General features: G+C 71.7%; 10 protein-coding genes. All 10 read left to right on the top strand.

What is annotated here, in order from left to right:
* Positions 1–24 precede the first annotated feature (24 nt).
* The 10 genes from CIB93_RS00830 (at position 25) to CIB93_RS00880 (ending at position 16,578) form a co-directional block, all read left to right on the top strand.
* Complete coding sequence (locus CIB93_RS00830) at positions 25–378, top strand: STAS domain-containing protein (protein ID WP_003967428.1); 354 nt, start codon at positions 25–27, stop codon at positions 376–378.
* Positions 379–577: 199 nt separating this feature from the next.
* On the top strand, positions 578–1,048 hold the full coding sequence (locus tag CIB93_RS00835) for an ATP-binding protein (protein WP_096623047.1): 471 nt from the start codon (positions 578–580) through the stop codon (positions 1,046–1,048).
* 255 nt (positions 1,049–1,303) lie between these two features.
* Entirely contained in the window at positions 1,304–3,733 is a 2,430-nt protein-coding gene (locus CIB93_RS00840) for a sodium-translocating pyrophosphatase (RefSeq protein ID WP_096622949.1), read from the top strand.
* A gap of 288 nt (positions 3,734–4,021) precedes the next feature.
* Entirely contained in the window at positions 4,022–4,654 is a 633-nt protein-coding gene (locus CIB93_RS00845) for a small secreted protein (protein ID WP_096622951.1), read from the top strand.
* An 81-nt stretch (positions 4,655–4,735) separates the two neighbouring features.
* Positions 4,736–6,277 (top strand): methyltransferase, encoded by a 1,542-nt coding sequence (locus CIB93_RS00850; RefSeq protein ID WP_179499903.1) that lies wholly within the window; start codon positions 4,736–4,738, stop codon positions 6,275–6,277.
* A gap of 939 nt (positions 6,278–7,216) precedes the next feature.
* A complete protein-coding gene (locus tag CIB93_RS00860) occupies positions 7,217–8,272 on the top strand; it encodes an ABC transporter permease (protein WP_257001946.1) in 1,056 nt (351 codons plus the stop codon).
* Positions 8,233–8,430: a hypothetical protein gene (locus CIB93_RS00865; RefSeq protein WP_096623049.1), complete on the top strand. Its 198-nt coding sequence runs from the start codon at positions 8,233–8,235 to the stop codon at positions 8,428–8,430. Before CIB93_RS00860 ends, CIB93_RS00865 begins: the two co-directional genes overlap by 40 nt.
* Before the next feature lie 281 nt (positions 8,431–8,711).
* Complete coding sequence (topA, locus tag CIB93_RS00870) at positions 8,712–11,603, top strand: type I DNA topoisomerase (protein ID WP_096622955.1); 2,892 nt, start codon at positions 8,712–8,714, stop codon at positions 11,601–11,603.
* 240 nt (positions 11,604–11,843) lie between these two features.
* Entirely contained in the window at positions 11,844–15,179 is a 3,336-nt protein-coding gene (gene tmk, locus CIB93_RS00875) for a dTMP kinase (RefSeq protein WP_096622957.1), read from the top strand.
* A 193-nt stretch (positions 15,180–15,372) separates the two neighbouring features.
* The gene (locus CIB93_RS00880; protein ID WP_096622959.1) at positions 15,373–16,578 is read left to right on the top strand and encodes a DNA polymerase III subunit delta'; all 1,206 of its coding nucleotides are present in this window, start codon (positions 15,373–15,375) and stop codon (positions 16,576–16,578) included.
* Position 16,579 lies beyond the last annotated feature (1 nt).

Below are 16,579 nucleotides of genomic sequence, written 5' to 3' on the forward strand. Positions count from 1 at the left end.
CGATAGCAAGGTGCTGGAGGATCCGTGGACCTGTCCCTGTCGACTCGCAATGTGTCCGGCCCTGGTGGCGACCGTACGGTCGTCGAGGTCGGTGGCGAGATTGATGTGTATACCGCGCCCAAGCTGCGCGAGCAGTTGGTCGAGTTGGTGAATGACGGCAGCTACCACCTGGTTGTCGACATGGAAGGTGTCGACTTCCTCGACTCCACCGGCCTCGGCGTGCTCGTGGGTGGCTTGAAGCGTGTCCGGGCCCATGAGGGCTCGTTGCGCCTGGTCTGCAACCAGGAGCGCATTCTCAAGATCTTCCGGATCACAGGTCTGACCAAGGTGTTCCCGATTCACACCACGGTCGACGAGGCTGTCGCCGCCACCGACTGAGGTCGGAGTGGACCGGCCCCCGGGCCGGTCGGCAGGTAGCGAACAGGCCGGCAGCGGCAGCGCATGGGCCGCGACGGGCGGGCGGTCGACCTTCGGGTCGGCTGTCGGCCTTGTCGGCTTCCGGAAGAGGAGAGCAGGGGTGCCGGGCCACAAGCCCGGGGCCCCTGAGGCGTACGCCCGAACGTTCGAGGGGGATGGCATGGCCACCGTTGAACTCCGCTTCAGCGCCCAGCCTGAACATGTCAGGACGGCCCGCCTGGTGGCGGCCGCCGTGGCGCGCCGGGCCGGCGTCGACGAGGCGGTGCTCGACGAGGTCAGGCTCGCCGTCGGCGAGGCGTGCAGCCGTGCCGTGGGGCTGCACCGTAGCCACGGCATCACCGAGCCGGTCAGCGTCGCGCTGACCGAGGACGAGAAGGCGTTCTCCATCGAGGTCGGGGACAGCGTTCCCGGCCCCGGCAGCGATTCCGCAACGTCCAAAGCGCGCAACGGCGCCGGTGGGTCCGGGGCGGGGCTGGACGAGCCCGATCCCGAGACCGACGCTGAGGGCGAGGACGAGATGGGCCTCGCGGTCATCAGCGGCCTCGTCGACGATGTGGAGGTCCGCTCCGGTGCGGCCGGCGGGGTGATCCGCATGAGCTGGCCGACGGCCGATGCGGTGGCGCGTCCCTGAGGGCCCCGACGCCCTTTGCCCGGCGGAGACCCGCAGGCGATGTTCAGTTTTCCGAGGCCCTGCTGAGCAGGGCCTTTTTTCTTGAGTCTCTTCGTGTAATGCGCTTGCTCCATTACTGCATTCGAGCAGGATCCCTCCGTTGATCTTTCGGCGTTGGGGGGAGAGCGATCAATTCTCTTCCTGCCCACTGTTTTGATCAGGTTCCGCTCCCTACAATCCGTCCACGTCTTGAGCGCTGAGCGTCAAGGAGGACGTATGGCGGAGTTCCTCACCACCCCAATGGCAGCACTGACGCAAGAATCCGCATTTTCCGACCGACCCGTCTCCCTCGCGGCGGCGGTACTCACCGGCGACAACCGGCTGATCATCATCGTGGTGGCGGCCGTCGCCGTCGCCGCGCTGGTCGTCGCCCAACTGCTCGTACGCCAGGTCCTGGCCGCCGGTGAGGGCACCGAACGCATGAAGGAGATCGCGGCGGCGGTCCAGGAGGGCGCCAACGCCTATCTGGCCCGGCAGTTGCGCACGGTCGGCGTTTTCTCCGTCGTCGTGTTCTTCCTGTTGTTCCTGCTGCCGGCCGACAACTGGTCGCAACGTGCGGGGCGTTCGCTGTTCTTCCTGGTAGGTGCGCTTTTCTCGGCGGCGACCGGATACATCGGCATGCGGCTCGCCGTACGGAGCAATGTGCGAGTGGCCGCGGCCGCGCGGGAAGCGACTCCCGCGGAAGGCGAACCGGAAAAGGATCTCACCGCCGTCTCGCACAAAGCGATGAAGATCGCTTTCCGTACCGGTGGCGTGGTCGGAATGATCACGGTGGGGCTCGGCCTGCTCGGGGCCTCCTGCGTGGTGCTCGTCTACGCCGCCGACGCGCCCAAGGTGCTGGAGGGCTTCGGCCTCGGCGCGGCGCTGATCGCCATGTTCATGAGGGTCGGTGGCGGGATCTTCACGAAGGCCGCCGACGTGGGCGCCGACCTCGTCGGCAAGGTCGAGCAGGGCATCCCGGAGGATGACCCGCGCAACGCCGCGACCATCGCCGACAACGTGGGCGACAACGTCGGTGACTGCGCGGGCATGGCCGCCGACCTCTTCGAGTCCTACGCCGTCACGCTCGTCGCCGCGCTCATCCTCGGGACCGCCGCGTTCGGCGACTCCGGACTCGCCTTCCCTCTGATGGTTCCGGCGATCGGTGTCGTCACCGCGATGATCGGGATCTTCGCGGTCGCCCCGCGCCGCACCGACCGCAGCGGGATGACCGCCATCAACCGAGGCTTCTTCATCTCCGCGGTGATCTCGCTCGCCCTGGTGGCCGTCGCCGCCTTCGCCTATCTGCCGTCCTCGTACGCCGAACTGGACGGGGTCACCGACGAGGCGATCACCGGGCACGGTGGCGACCCGAGGATCTTCGCCCTGGTCGCGGTCGCCATCGGCATCGTGCTGGCCGCGCTCATCCAGCAGCTCACCGGCTACTTCACCGAGACCAACCGCCGCCCCGTCCAGGACATCGGGAAGTCCTCGCTGACCGGACCGGCCACCGTGGTGCTCGCGGGCATCTCCATCGGCCTGGAGTCGGCCGTCTACACCGCGCTGCTGATCAGCCTCGGCGTCTACGGGGCGTTCCTGCTGGGCGGTACGTCGATCATGCTGGCGCTCTTCGCGGTGGCCCTCGCCGGGACCGGGCTCCTCACCACCGTCGGGGTCATCGTCGCCATGGACACCTTCGGGCCGGTCTCCGACAACGCCCAGGGCATCGCCGAGATGTCCGGGGACGTCACCGGGGCCGGGGCGCAGGTGCTCACCGACCTGGACGCGGTGGGCAACACGACCAAGGCCATCACCAAGGGCATCGCCATCGCCACCGCCGTCCTCGCGGCGGCCGCGCTCTTCGGCTCCTACCGCGACGCCATCGCCACGGCCGTCGCGGAGGTCGGGGCCGGAGCGGGCGAGCTGGGGCTGAGCCTGGACATCTCGCAGCCCAACAACCTCGTCGGCCTGGTCCTGGGCGCCGCGGTCGTCTTCCTGTTCTCCGGGCTCGCCATCAACGCGGTCTCCCGGTCCGCCGGGTCCGTGGTCTACGAGGTCCGGCGGCAGTTCCGCGAGCACCCCGGGATCATGGACTACTCGGAGAAGCCGGAGTACGGGCGCGTCGTCGACATCTGCACCCGGGACGCCCTGCGCGAGCTGGCCACGCCCGGACTGCTCGCGGTGCTGGCGCCGATCGCGGTCGGGTTCAGCCTCGGCGTCGGCGCGCTCGGCTCGTACCTCGCGGGCGCCATCGGCACCGGGACGCTGATGGCGGTGTTCCTCGCCAACTCCGGCGGCGCCTGGGACAACGCCAAGAAGCTCGTCGAGGACGGCCACCACGGCGGCAAGGGCAGCGAGGCCCACGCCGCGACCGTCATCGGCGACACGGTCGGCGACCCGTTCAAGGACACGGCGGGCCCGGCGATCAACCCGCTCCTCAAGGTGATGAACCTGGTCGCCCTGCTCATCGCTCCGGCGATCGTGCAGTTCAGCTACGGAGTGGACGCGAGCCCCTGGGTGCGGGCGGTGGTGGCCGCCGTCGCCATCGTGATCATCGTCGGGGCGGTCTACGTCTCCAAGCGGCGCGGCATCGCCGTGGGCGACGGCGAGGCTCCGGGCGATGGCGGCCCCTCGGTCCCGGCCCCGGACCCCGCGGCGGCCCCGTGAGCGGCACGGACGGGCGCGTCGGCCCCACGTCCGGGTGACGTGGGGTGGCGTTTGGCCGGGGCGGGGGCGGGCGGCGCAGGCGGATGCGCCGCCCGCCCCCCCGCGTGAGTCCTCGCCCGGTGCCGTACGTTCCCGATCGTGTGTCCGAATCTCGGGCCGAGTGGCGTCTCCCTCATTCTCCTTGGTGCAAATGGCTTCAAAAGCGTTCACATCGGATGCCCGTCACCCGGTTGTCGTCCCCTCGGCGTGTAAGTTCCGGGGCCGAGAGCCTTGGAAGGGACCAATCCGGTGAACAAGAAGCTTGCAGCCGCACTGTCCGGCGGTGCGGTACTCGTACTGACGCTGTCGGGTTGCAGCGACGACAGCGACAACAAGGTGAACGACTGGGCCAAGAAGGTCTGCGACCAGGTCCAGCCCCAGCTGCAGAAGATCGCCAACGCCAACGCCTCCATCCAGCAGCAGACCGCGGACAACAGCAAGCCCGCCGATGTCCAGAAGACCGACTCGGCCGCCTTCCAACAGATCTCCCAGGCGTACAAGTCGCTGGGCGCGGCCGTGGACTCGGCGGGTCCGCCGCCGGTCGACGACGGCGAGACCACGCAGAAGGAGGCCGTCAAGGAGCTCAATGACTCCTCCAAGGCGTACGCCGACCTCAAGACCCAGGTCGACGCCCTCGACACCAAGGACCAGGCGAAGTTCGCCGATGGCCTGAAGGGCATCGCCGACGAGCTGAACAAGATCAGCACCAGCGGTGACCAGGCGCTGAAGAAGCTTCAGTCCGGTGAGGTCGGGGTCGCCATGTCGAAGCAGAAGGGCTGCCAGAAGCCCACGGCCTCGACCGGAGCCTCGGGCTCCGGGGCGCCCGACGCCGGCGCGGACGCGTCCCCGGAGGCCTCGGCGTCCGCGGACAAGAAGTCGTAGCCAGCGTTCCGCGGCGGCCCGGACACTCGATGAGCGTCCGGGCCGCTGCCGTTGTCAGTGGGACCGGACACAATGGGTGGCGTGAGTAAGACCAGCCTTCCCGCAACCGACCATGCCGCCGTCCTCCGCGAGGCCCTGCTCGCCGCGGACTTCACCGCCGACGGGCTTCTCGACCGGCTCGGCGCGCCCGCCTATGCCGCCCTCGCCCGCAGCGAGACGGTCCCCGCCCTGCGGGCCACCCGGGGCGGCACGCCGCTCGACACGCTGGTGAGGCTGTTCCTTCTCCAGCGCCCCGTCGCCCAGGAGCAGGCCCGTGCCGCCCTGCCGCTGGAGGAGTGCGTCGCGGACGGCTGGGTGACCCGTGAGGGCGGTGCGGGCGGTGAGGTCCGCGCGAGCGTCGACGTACGGCCGTACGGGGGCCCGGACGGCGAGGACTGGTTCATCGTGTCCGACCTCGGATGCGCGGTCGGCGGTGCGGGCGGGATCGGCTCGCGCGAGGAGGGCGTCGTCCTCGGCGTCGGCGGGGCCTCCACCACCCTCGCCGGGATCACCGTGCGTACGCCGGTGGCCTCCGCCCTCGACCTCGGTACGGGCTCCGGCATCCAGGCGCTGCACGCCGCCCAGCACGCGACCCGGGTCACCGCCACGGACCTCAACCCGCGCGCCCTGGAGTTCACCCGGCTCACCCTGGCCCTGTCCGGCGCCGCCCCCGCCGACCTGCGCGAGGGCTCCCTCTTCGAGCCGGTCGGCTCCGACACGTTCGACCTGATCGTCTCCAACCCGCCCTTCGTCATCTCGCCCGGCGCCCGCCTCACATACCGGGACGGCGGCATGGGCGGCGACGACCTGTGCCGCACGCTGGTGCAGCAGTCCGGGGACCACCTGAATGAGGGGGGCTACGCCCAGTTCCTCGCCAACTGGCAGCACGTGGAGGGCGAGGAGTGGCAGGACCGGCTGCGTTCCTGGGTGCCGTCCGGCTGTGACGCCTGGATCGTGCAGCGCGAGGTCCAGGACGTCACGCAGTACGCCGAGCTGTGGCTGCGGGACAGCGGTGACCACCGCAGCGACCCCGCCGAGTACACCGAGCGGTACGAGGCGTGGCTCGACGAGTTCGAGGCGCGCGGCACCAAGGCCGTCGGCTTCGGCTGGATCACCCTGCGCAAGTCCGCCGCGGCCGCCGCCGGGAATCCCTCGGTCGTCGTCGAGGAATGGCCGCACGCCGTGCAGCAGCCGCTCGGCCGGGCCGTCCAGGACCACTTCGCCCGCCAGGACTACCTCCGCGACCAGGACGACGCGGCCCTGCTCGCCGGGCACTTCAGCCTGGCCGCCGAGGTGGTCCAGGAGCAGGTCGGCCTGCCCGGCGCGGAGGACCCCGAGCATGTGGTGCTGCGTCAGCACCGGGGCATGATGCGGGCGACCAAGGTGGACGCGGTGGCCGCCGGGTTCGCCGGTGTGTGCGACGGCTCGCTGCCCGCGGGGCGCATCCTGGACGCCATCGCGCAGTTGATGTCCGAGGACCCGGTGCTCCTGCGCGACCGCACCCCGCAGGCGATCCGGCTGCTGGTCGAGGAGGGCTTCCTGGAGCCGGTGGCCGGGGGTACGACGAGAAAGGGCCTCGGGTGAGGGCGGCGTGATCCGGATCGGGCTGGACGAAGCCACGCTCGGGGCCCCCGGATCGCTGTCAGCCCGCTGTGGGACGCGTTCTGCAGCAGGCACCTCGCGCTGCCGCACCGTGCCCCCTCCTGGCCGTACGAGCACTGAGTGGCCCGGGCCCGCGAGGCGCTGCGGCACGACGAGCGCACACGGCCGCTGCGGCTCCCGGCCCATGGGTCGCACAGCTTCCCGGACTGCCTGCTGCCCCTGCCGGTCGGAGTCTCGTCCGTCGACGCCGAGCTGGACATCATCCGTGCCACCCCGGGCGACGTCGTCCTCAAGGGCGTAAGGGAGCACTACGCGGGGATGGAGGAACACCCGCACGTCCGGCCGTACGTGGACGACCCCGAGTCCGCCTGCGCCACCCTCGCCGAGGCCTACGCGGCGTACTGGGAAGGTGCGCTGGAGCAGCACTGGCCCACCGGATCGCGGCCATCGTGGCCATCGCGGGCGGCGAGATACGCGCGCTCGACACCCCCGGCAGGCTCAAGTCCCGCTTTCAGGAACGCGATATCCGGGAGATCGACGCGTACGGCGCGGGCGACGAACACCTCGACCGCATCCGTGCTCTGCCCGGCGAACGGGGCGCGGCGGCCGAGGAACGCGACAGCGCGCAGACCGTCACCGTACTGCCGGAGTGGGCGTTTCCGGTCTCCTGGGCGCTGCCCACCACTTGGGGGGCGCGGGCCGTGCACGCGGCGACCTCCGGCGGGCCGGACGGAGTGGGCGGAGGGGGCGGGGCGGGAGGAGTGAGCGGTACTGCCGACGTGCTGGTGCCCATGGCCGCCCCCTCGCCCTCGGGGCGTTCTACGCGCTGCTCGCCGTGCTCGTCCTCGGCCGGGTCGAACGCCGTGCCCGGGCCGCGGCCACGCTTTCGCTCGCCTGATGACGATGGCCAGGAGCCGCCGTATGCCCGCCACCCTCCGTACCTTGCGCCGCCTCGTCGTCGGAGCCATCTCGTACCGCGCCCTGTTCAGCTGGACGACGCCGCCCATGTTCATCGGCACCCTGCTGGTCGGGTCGCTGCTCCAGCTCCTCTGCTTCGTATTCCTCGGACGTCAGCTCCAGGTGGCCGACGACCACTTCTATCTGCTGGGCAACACGGTGCTCGCCGCCTCCACCGCGTGTTTCCACGGTGGCACGATGGCGCTCTCCAACGAGCGCCGGTACGGGACCCTGGGAGCGGTGCTTCTCAGCCCCCGCCACCGGGCTCCGCTCTGGATCGGCCGGGCTCTTCCCTATGTCCTCAACGGACTCCTCATCAGCGTCTTCACCCTCTCCGCCGCTTCGCTCCTGCTCGGCCTGCGGATTCCGGTCGGTGCTCTGCCGGGGCTCGGGGCGGTGCTCGTCGCGGGCGCCGCCGGGTGCTCGGCGTTCGGGCTGGCGCTGGGTGCGCTCGGGCTGCACTTCCGGGACGTCTTCCTGGTCTCCAACGTGGCCGGATCCCTGCTGTTCCTGCTCACCGGGGCGAACGTGCCGCGTGAGGTGCTCCCCGGCTGGATGCGGGCGACGGGCGACGTGCTGCCGCTCACCCATGCCGTGGAGGCCGCCCGCGCGCCGGCCGCCTCAACGGGGGGCTGCTCGGGACCGAGCTGCTGGTCGGCGCCGGGTACGGGCTGCTCGCCGTGCTCCTTCCGGCGGCCTTCGAGCGGGGCGGCCGACGGCGCGCGACCCTCGACGTCATGTGACGTATGCGACGCGACCGCCAGGCCCGGGTGCGACCGCCAGGCCAGGACGCGACCGCCAGGCCGGAGAGGGCCATGGGGGGCCATGGGGGCCATAGGGATGCGCCGCTCGGGCGAAGGCGTCGGTGCGTCGTGCGGCGGGGGAGTGCTGTTCACCCGGGGTTCGTGTGGGCGATGTCCCGGGGTGGCAGCCTCCCCGGGACGGTCAAGACAGCCGAGGGGCATGACGAGGGGAACGACATGGAGAGCGTCTCAGCAGTCTTCGCCGGGACGGCCCTGACGCTGTTCGGTGCCGCCCTCCTCATCTGGACAGGGGCGCGCGTTCTGCATCGCGCGCCGGTTGCGCACGGTGTGAGCCCCGTCGCCTCCACCGCACTCACGACGCTCTTCGGCGTAGTTTTTCTCGCCCTCGGCGTGTGGTGCTTCACGCTCGTCTGATCCCCGCCCCCCGGCGGGGCGCGCCCGGGGCGGTGGGCCGCCCGGCGGGTACCGGTACCGCCTTCGGAAACACGTGGGTCAGGGCTTCGCGCGGCGCGGACCCGACGGTCCGGGCGGCAGGAATGGCGGAAGTCGGGTTACCGTTCGAGTGGCCGTTGCGGGCTTTTGCCGTTTGACACGGGGGCGGGTTGTACCGTCACACTCCGCAGCGACAGCACCGCAGGCAGCGTCTCGACGCTGCCCGGATGCCCATCGAGCGTCGACCGGAGAGAAGAGCGAAGTTGTCCCCGACCAGCGAGACCGCACAGGGCGGCCGCCGACTCGTCATCGTCGAGTCGCCTGCCAAGGCGAAGACGATCAAGGGCTATCTCGGCCCCGGATACGTCGTCGAGGCGAGCGTCGGGCACATCCGCGACCTCCCGAACGGCGCGGCCGAGGTCCCGGACGAGTACACCGGCGAGGTACGCCGCCTCGGGGTGGACGTCGAACATGACTTCCAGCCCATCTATGTCGTCAACGCCGACAAGAAGGCCCAGGTCAGGAAGCTGAAGCAGCTGCTGGCCGAGTCCGACGAACTCTTCCTCGCCACCGATGAGGACCGCGAGGGCGAAGCCATCGCGTGGCACCTCCAGGAAGTGCTGAGGCCCAAGGTCCCGGTCCACCGGATGGTCTTCCACGAGATCACCAAGGACGCGATCAGGGCCGCCGTCGCCAACCCGCGCGAGCTCAACCAGCGCATGGTCGACGCCCAGGAGACCCGCCGTATCCTCGACCGCCTCTACGGCTACGAGGTCTCGCCGGTCCTGTGGAAGAAGGTCATGCCGCGGCTCTCGGCGGGCCGTGTGCAGTCCGTCGCCACCCGGCTCGTCGTCGAGCGGGAGCGCGAGCGCATCGCCTTCCGCTCCGCCGAGTACTGGGACCTCACCGGCACCTTCGCCACCGGCCGTACCGGTGACGCCTCCGATCCCTCGACGCTCACCGCCCGCCTCAGCGCGGTCGACGGCCGCCGGATCGCCCAGGGCCGTGACTTCGGCCCCGACGGTCAGCTGAAGGCAGGGTCCGCCCAGACCCTGCACCTGGACGAGGCGAACGCCCGTGCCCTGGCCGCCGCGCTCGCCGACTCCTCCTTCGCGGTCCGGTCCGTCGAGTCGAAGCCGTACCGCCGTTCCCCGTACGCCCCCTTCCGGACCACGACCCTCCAGCAGGAGGCGAGCCGCAAGCTGGGCTTCGGGGCGAAGGCGACCATGCAGGTGGCGCAGAAGCTGTACGAGAACGGCTTCATCACCTATATGCGTACGGACTCCACCACCCTCTCGGACACCGCGGTCTCCGCGGCCCGGGCCCAGGTCACGCAGCTGTACGGGGCGAACTACCTCCCCGAGAAGCCGCGTACGTACGCGGGCAAGGTCAAGAACGCGCAGGAAGCGCACGAGGCGATCCGCCCCTCCGGCGACCGCTTCCGCACGCCTGCCGAGACCGGGCTCACCGGTGACCAGTTCCGGCTCTACGAGCTGATCTGGAAGCGGACCGTCGCCTCCCAGATGAAGGACGCGACCGGCAACTCCGTCACCGTCAAGATCGGCGGCCGGGCGAGCGACGGCCGGGACGCCGAGTTCTCCGCCTCCGGCAAGACGATCACCTTCCACGGCTTCATGAAGGCGTACGTCGAGGGCGCTGATGACCCGAACGCCGAGCTGGACGACCGCGAGCGGCGGCTGCCGCAGGTCGCCGAGGGCGACGCGCTGTCCGCCGACGAGGTCACGGTCGACGGGCACGCCACCAAGCCCCCGGCCCGCTACACCGAGGCCTCGCTGGTCAAGGAGCTGGAAGAGCGCGAGATCGGCCGCCCGTCGACGTACGCCTCGATCATCGGGACCATCCTGGACCGCGGCTACGTCTTCAAGAAGGGCACCGCGCTCGTCCCGTCCTTCCTGTCCTTCGCCGTCGTCAACCTGCTGGAGAAGCACTTCGGCCGGCTCGTCGACTACGGCTTCACCGCCCGTATGGAGGACGACCTCGACCGCATCGCACGCGGCGAGGCCCAGTCCGTGCCGTGGCTGAAGCGTTTCTACTTCGGGGCGCAGCCCGGTGACGACACCTCCGGTGCCGGTGCGGCCTCCGACGCGGGCAACGGCGACGGCGACCACCTCGGCGGCCTGAAGGAGCTGGTCACCGACCTCGGCGCGATCGACGCCCGGGAGATCTCCTCCTTCCCGGTCGGCAACGACATCAAGCTCCGCGTCGGCCGCTACGGCCCGTACATCGAGCGCGGTGAGAAGGACGCCGAGGGCCACCAGCGCGCCGACGTCCCCGAGGACCTGGCCCCCGACGAGCTGACCGTCGAGCTCGCGGAAGAGCTGCTGGCCAAGCCCAGCGGCGACTTCGAGCTGGGCGCCGACCCGGTCAGCGGCAACCAGATCATCGCCAAGGACGGGCGCTACGGTCCGTACGTCACCGAGGTGCTGCCCGAGGGGACGCCGAAGACCGGCAAGAACGCGGTGAAGCCGCGGACCGCCTCCCTCTTCAAGTCCATGTCCCTCGACACGGTCACCCTCGCCGACGCCCTCAAGCTGATGTCGCTGCCGCGCGTCGTCGGCGAGGACGCCGAGGGCGTCGAGATCACCGCGCAGAACGGCCGCTACGGCCCGTATCTGAAGAAGGGCACCGACTCCCGGTCGCTCACCTCCGAGGACCAGCTCTTCGACATCACCCTCGAAGAGGCCCTCGCGATCTACGCCCAGCCCAAGCAGCGCGGCCGGGCCGCAGCCAAGCCGCCGCTGAAGGAGCTGGGCACCGACCCGGTCAGCGGTTCGCCGGTAGTGGTGAAGGACGGCCGCTTCGGCGCGTACGTCACCGACGGTGAGACCAACGCCACCCTGCGGACCGGCGACAGCGTTGAGGAGATCACGCCGGAGCGCGGCTACGAGCTGCTCGCCGAGAAGCGCGCCAAGGGACCCGCCAAGAAGAAGACGGCGAAGAAGGCCCCGGCGAAGAAGGCGACGGCCAAGAAGACGGCCGCGAAGAAGACCACGGCCGCCAAGACCACGGCCGCGAAGAAGACCGCGGCGAAGAAGACGACGGCCAAGAAGGCGACGGCCACCAAGACGGCCGCCAAGAAGACGACGGCGAAGAAGACGGCCTCGGCCTCTTCCGCCGCTCCGTCGGACGACTGACAGGCCCGTCACACCCGCACCGTCACCGCACACGCGTCAGGGCACACCCGCACCGGCAGCGCACACGCGTCACCGCACACCGGTATCGGGCACGCGCACCGCCACCGCCGCCCGGCACCTCACCGCAGGTGCCGGGCGGCGGTGCGTCGGAGGCCGGGGACCAGAGTGGCCGGAAGCCGTCTGCGGCCGTATGTTCGGACGGGCCGACAGTCACCGCACCACTGCCGATAGGCTGGGCGGATGACGCGAGCCGAGCAGCCAACGGTCGTGAGCCCCACCTCCGACACACTTGCCGCAGACTCACGCGAGCGCGCCGTACGAGCCCTGTTGCGTGTTCCCCCGCTGAAGCGGTTGTGGAGCGCCCAGCTCGTCGGCGGTATCGGCGATGCACTCGCCCTTCTCGTGCTGGTGCTGCTGTCGCTGCAAGCGGCGGTCCTCGAGGGCTCATTCGGGGCCGGATACCGCGGGGTGGCCTTCGCCGTCGCCGCCGTGTTCGGCGTCCGGATCCTTTCCACCCTGCTCTTCGGAGCCGTACTCCTGGGGCCTCTGACCTCGCTCACGGTGCCCGGCGGCAAGCTGGACCGGCGATGGCTGATGATCGGGGTCGACGGGCTGCGCCTGCTGCTCCTGGTCATCGCCCCGCTGTGGATCGACTGGATGCCTGACAAGGCGCTCATGATGGTCCTCATCACCGTCTTCGTGACCGGCGCGGCCGAGCGCCTGTGGGCCGTGGCCAAGGAGAGCGCCGCCCCGGCACTGCTCCCCGCCCCGCCCCTCGAAGGCGCCGCGGTACGCCCGCTGCCCGACCACCACGACGCCCTGCGCAGGCTGTCCCTCCGAACGAACTTCCTCGCGCTGCCCGCTGCCGCGGCGGTCCTGCTGGCCGCCACGCTGATCGGCAACATCCTCGGCTCGGGTCTGGAGTGGTTCTCCTTCCACCAGGCGGCTCTGGGGTCGTATGTCGCGGCCGGGCTCTTCTCCGCCTCCATCTCCACCCTGTACTTCCTGGAGTTCCCGGCCACCCAGACGCCCCGGCCGCGCTCCCCGCTGGAGGGCCTGCGCCGCCCCGCCACCGGCAACGGGCCCGACAAGGGCCGCACCGGCGCCGTTCCGCTGCTGGTGGCCGCCTGCGCCGCCGTGGCCGGAGCCGTCGCCGCGGCCGCGGCCGTATCCGTACTGCACGCCTACGACCTCGGCGGCGGGCCCGTCACGTTCGCGCTGCTGATCCTCGGCCTGACCGGCGGCAGCGCCCTCGGCATCCGCACCGCGCGCCACGTCCTGCCCACCCTGTCGCGCCGCCGCCTGCTGGCGCTGGCCATCGCCGTCACCGGCCTGGCGCTCCTCGCGCTCGGCCTGGTGCCGGACACGGCGACCGGGATCGCCATCGCGCTGCTCGCCGGTTACGCCGCCGGGGTCGCCGCGAACACCGGGCACACCCTGATCGACCAGGAGACCGAGGCGTTCCGGCAGGCCCGGACGACCGATCACCTCCAGGCCGTCGTCCGGGTGCTCGTCGCGCTCGGCGCGGTCGCGGGGCCGCTGCTGGCCGCCGCGATCGGACAGCACCGCCTGGTCGCGGGCGACTTCGTGTTCGCCCACGGCGGGGCCGCCTTCACCCTGATGCTGCTCGGCGCGCTGCTGCTGCCCGTCGCCGCCGTCGTCCTCGCCAAGACGGACGACCGGGCGGGCGTGCCGCTGCGCCGGGATCTGAGCGAGGCGCTGCGTGGCGGCGAACCGGCCGTCGCGCCCGCCGCCACCGGCTTCTTCCTCGCCCTGGAGGGCGGCGACGGAGCGGGCAAGTCCACCCAGGTCGAGGCGCTCGCCGAGTGGATCCGGGCCAAGGGCCACGAGGTCGTCGTCACCCGCGAGCCCGGGGCCACCCCGGTCGGAAAGCGGCTGCGGTCGATCCTGCTGGACGTGTCCTCCGCCGGTCTCTCCAACCGGGCCGAGGCCCTGCTGTACGCCGCCGACCGAGCCGAGCACGTCGACGCCGTCGTCCGCCCGGCCCTGGAGCGCGGCGCGATCGTCATCTCCGACCGCTACATCGACTCGTCCGTCGCCTACCAGGGCGCGGGCCGGGACCTGGCTCCCACCGAGATCGCGCGGATCTCGCGGTGGGCGACGAGCGGCCTCGTACCGCATCTGACGGTGCTGCTGGACGTCGACCCGGCCACCGCGCGAGAGCGGTTCACGGAGGCGCCGGACCGGCTGGAGTCGGAGCCGGTCGAGTTCCACGAGCGCGTACGGTCCGGGTTCCTGACCCTGGCCGCGGCCGACCCGACGCGTTACCTGGTGGTGGACGCCGGGCAGGAACCGGAGTCGATCACCACGGTCGTACGTCACCGGCTCGACCAGGTTCTCCCGCTCTCCGAGGCCGAGATCGAGGCCATCGAGGAGGCGCGGAGGGCGGCCGAGGAGGAGGCCCGGCGCAAGGCGGAGGAAGAGGCTGCCCGCAAGGCCGAGGAGGAACGCCTGGAGAAGGAGCGCCAGGAGCAGCTCGCCCGGCTGCGCGCCGAGGAGGAGGAGCGCAAGCAGCGCGAGCTGGAGGAGGCCCGCCGCCGCGAGGCCGAACGCCAGGCGGAAGAGGCCCGGCAGCGCGCCGAGGAGGCCCGCCGCCGTGCCGAGGAGGACCGGCTCCGGCTGGAGGCCGAGGAGCGGGTCCGCGAGGCCGAGCAGGAACGCCTGCGCAAGCAGGCCGAGGAGGAGGCGCGGCTCCGCAGGGAGGCCGAGGCGCAGAGGCTGGAGAAGCAGCGCAAGGCCGAGGAAGCCCTGCTGCGAGCCGAGGAGGCCCGCCGCCGTGCCGAGGAGGAGGCGGCGGCCCGTACGGAGGCCGCGCGGGCGGAAGCCGAGCGGGCCGAGGCGGCGAGGGCTGAGGCTGCGAGGGTCGAGGCGGCTCGTGGGGAGGCGTCTTCGCGCTCGGAGGGCTTCGGTCCGGCGGGGTCGGGGCCAGGGGCTGCCGGGGCTTTCGGGGCCGCTGGTCCTTCGGGTTCCTCCGGTTCCTCCGGTACTTCGGATTCCTCCGGCTCCTCCGGTTCCTCCGGGCGGTCCGTGCCGGAGAACGAGATCACGGTGCCCACGCCGATCGTGAACCCGAACGAGATCACGCAGCCGGTGCCGACGGCCTACCCGCCCCGACCGGAGGGCGGCGCACCGTCCGACCGCCGGGCCCCCTCCGGGGAGGACGAGACGGCGATGCTGCCGCGCGTCACGGACCGGCGTCCGGACGCGGGCGCCCGGGACGCCCGGGACGCGGACGAGACGGCAGTGCTGCCGCCGGTGCGGGGGGAACAGCCCTCCGACCGGGTGCCCAAGGGCTTCTTCCGGGACGAGAGCCCTGAGCCCTCGCCCGCGGAGAGCGAGAACGAGCGCACCCGGGAACTGCCGCAGATCGAGGACCCGCGGGCCGCGGAGGCCTCGGACCGGACGCAGCAGGGCCGCCGCAAGCGCCCCCGCCCGGACTGGGCCGAGGAGACCCCGCTGGACGATCTGCCGACCCTGGCGGACGAGCTGCTCGGCGGTCACGACGACGAGGGCGACGGGGCCGCTGGAGGCCGGGGGCGCCGTCCGCGCGGCTGACCCGACCCTGTCCGGAGTCCGGCCCGTCCGCCCCTGAGGGGTGGGCGGGCCGGACTTGTCAGTGGCGTCCCCCACAATGGAATCCGACGAGGGACGGCGGACGAGGGATGGCATCCGACGGGCGATGGCACGGGGCGCTGTCGCCGTACGTCTCCGCACCACCCGCACGACACCACCGGAAGGGCGGTGACCCATGACCGTATGGGACGACCTGGTCGGACAGGACCGAGTGAGGGAACAGCTCGCCGCTGCCGCCAGGGATGCCGATGCGTTGGTCACGGCCGTCTCCGACGGTGAGGCGCTGGAGCAGGGCTCGAAGATGACCCATGCCTGGCTGTTCACCGGACCGCCGGGTTCCGGGCGGTCCACCGCCGCCCGGGCCTTCGCCGCCGCGCTCCAGTGCACCAGCCCGGACCGGGCGTTGGGCGGGGAGCCCGGCTGCGGGTTCTGCGACGGCTGCCACACGAGCCTGATCGGTACGCACGCCGACGTCCAGGTGATCCGTACGGACCTGCTCTCGATCGGAGTGAAGGAGACCCGCGACCTGGTCCGCCGGGCCCAGCTCTCCCCGGCGGTCGGCCGGTGGCAGGTCATCGTCATGGAGGACGCCGACCGCCTCACCGAGGGCGCGGGCAACGTCCTGCTGAAGGCGGTCGAGGAGCCCGCGCCGCGCACGGTCTGGATGCTGTGTGCCCCTTCCCTCGAAGACGTCCTGCCCACGATCCGTTCCCGCTGCCGTCATCTGACCCTGAGCACCCCGCCGGTGGAGGCCGTGGCCGACGTCCTGATCCGCCGCGACGGCGTCGATCCGGCCCAGGCCCACTCCGCGGCCCGGGCCACCCAGGGGCACATCGGCCGGGCCCGCCGCCTGGCCACGGACGAGCGGGCGCGGGCACGGCGGGCCGCGGTGCTCAAGGTCCCGCTGCGGATCGCCGACGTGGGCGGCTGCCTCAAGGCGGCCCAGGAGCTGATCGACACGGCCACCGACGACGCCAAGCAGCTGGCTGAGGAGGTAGACGGCAAGGAGGCCGAGGACCTGAAGGCGGCGCTCGGCGGGGTGGCCGGGGGGCGGATGCCGCGCGGTACGGCGGGGGCGATGAAGGAGCTGGAGGACAAGCAGAAGCGCCGCAAGACGCGTACGCAGCGCGACAGCCTCGACCTGGCCCTCACCGAGCTCACCGGGTTCTACCGCGATGTGCTGGCGCTCCAGTTCGGTTCGAAGCTGGCGATCGCCAACGCGGATGTGCAGGACTCCCTGGAGCGGATCGCGGAGTCCTCGACGCCCGCGCAGACGCTGCGCAGGATCGAGGCGGTGACCGCCTGCCGGGAGGCGATGGACCGCAATGTGGCGCCGCTGCTGGCGGTGGAGGCGATGACGATGGCGCTGCGGGCGGGCTGAG

Origin of the sequence: Streptomyces sp. WZ.A104 (assembly GCF_002382885.1) — a bacterium.
Taxonomy (GTDB): Bacteria; Actinomycetota; Actinomycetes; order Streptomycetales; family Streptomycetaceae; genus Streptomyces.

Bases quoted from the DNA above. Each gene is read 5' to 3' on its own strand.
- CIB93_RS00865 (WP_096623049.1), top strand. From the start codon at position 8,233: ATGGAGAGCGTCTCAGCAGTCTTCGCCGGGACGGCCCTGACGCTGTTC.
- CIB93_RS00840 (WP_096622949.1), top strand. From the start codon at position 1,304: ATGGCGGAGTTCCTCACCACCCCAATGGCAGCACTGACGCAAGAATCC.
- CIB93_RS00835 (WP_096623047.1), top strand. From the start codon at position 578: ATGGCCACCGTTGAACTCCGCTTCAGCGCCCAGCCTGAACATGTCAGG.
- CIB93_RS00860 (WP_257001946.1), top strand. From the start codon at position 7,217: ATGCCCGCCACCCTCCGTACCTTGCGCCGCCTCGTCGTCGGAGCCATC.
- tmk (WP_096622957.1), top strand. From the start codon at position 11,844: ATGACGCGAGCCGAGCAGCCAACGGTCGTGAGCCCCACCTCCGACACA.
- CIB93_RS00880 (WP_096622959.1), top strand. From the start codon at position 15,373: ATGACCGTATGGGACGACCTGGTCGGACAGGACCGAGTGAGGGAACAG.